This is a genomic window from Rhodoferax sp. GT1R46 (genome assembly GCF_056521285.1).
The window spans coordinates 1-1,260 of the sequence record NZ_JBWMBC010000015.1 but is presented as its reverse complement, the minus strand read 5'-3'; the positions used below and the strand labels follow the sequence as shown (position 1 = coordinate 1,260).

Here is a 1,260-nt window from a genome sequence, read left to right as displayed (position 1 = left end):
CCGAACAGGACAGTGAAACGCCTCTGCGCCGATGATAGTGCGGATCCCCGTGTGAAAGTAGGTCATCGTCAGGCTATTACAGTGAAACGCCCAGTCACGTGACTGGGCGTTTTTTTTTGCTTTTTTGTTAGCCGCCTTAAAGGCTATTTGACGTAAGCGCGCGGTGAACCCATCTTGTAGTTGGCGGCAATAGTAGGGAGCATGGTGTCCACTTCAATAAGGTGGACACGTGCACACTGAATCGCCCCGGGTTTCAAGGAGGCCAGTTGGTTTAAGTCATTCCGTTGTGGCGGTTTGACCGGTTAATTGCCGATAGTAATTTTCTTCAGCTTCGGCAGGGGGAATGTCGCGTTAGTGCAACATCCTTTCTGTAATTTCCCTGAGCATTGAACCTGGCGGTTCTTGGTTCTGGGGATTTTTTAAACAGGCCCCTGCCAGGCCGCCGGAGGCCCCCCTTGTCAGGGGTCTCGTCACAGAAAGAAATATCATGGCCCAACGAGCCAACCTCGAAGAAGTCAGCCACCCTCTGCATGAAGCCTACGCATGAAGACGTGGCCGAGAAGCTGGACTACGTGCCCGGTGTGTTCAGCGTGGAGCGTCACATCCGCGGTAAATGGGCTTGTGCCCAGTGCGAGACATTGACCCAGGCGCCAGTGGACGCGCATGTTATCGATAAGGGCATCCCCACTGCGGGTCTGCTGGCCCAGGTGCTGGTAGCCAAGTTTGCGGATCACTTGCCGCTGTATCGCCAGGAGGCCATCTTTGGTCGTGCCGGTTTGGCAATCCCCCGTTCCACAATGGGCTCCTGGGTGGGTAGTTGCGGGGTGCAGTTGCAACCCTTGGTCGATGCCCTTAAGGCCGAGATTCTGAGCCACAGCGTGGTGCATGCTGATGAAACCCCGGTACAGATGCTCAAGCCCGGCACCGGTAAAACGCATAGGGCAAGCGTGGTGCTGCCATCATGAGTTTGATCCAGAGCGCCAAGCTCAATGGGCATGATCCGTATGCCTATCTGAAAGATGTGCTGACCCGCCTGCCAACCCAGCGCAACAGCATGATCGGCGAGTTGCTGCCGCATCGCTGGCAGCCGCCAACATCGTCCGCCTGACCGTAAACCACAGTCGCAGGGCCGCGGTCAATATGGTGGGTATTCCGGAGGATCGTGACCGGTCATTCCGCTGATCGTGACCGATGCCCCGAAACGGGGTAAATCTGGGATTCCGCGATCGTGACCGACGATTCCGGGGATCGTGACCGATA

1 protein-coding gene and 1 pseudogene are annotated in these 1,260 nt (G+C 56.6%); both read left to right on the top strand.

Annotated elements, in window-relative coordinates; translation table 11 throughout:
• Positions 1-542: 542 nt before the first annotated feature.
• A pseudogene (locus tag AC097W_RS20450) lies at positions 543-950 on the top strand (IS66 family transposase); the annotation flags it as partial.
• 11 nt (positions 951-961) lie between these two features.
• Complete coding sequence (locus AC097W_RS20445; RefSeq protein WP_479604483.1) at positions 962-1,108, top strand: transposase domain-containing protein; 147 nt, start codon at positions 962-964, stop codon at positions 1,106-1,108.
• The last annotated feature ends 152 nt before the right edge of the window (positions 1,109-1,260 follow it).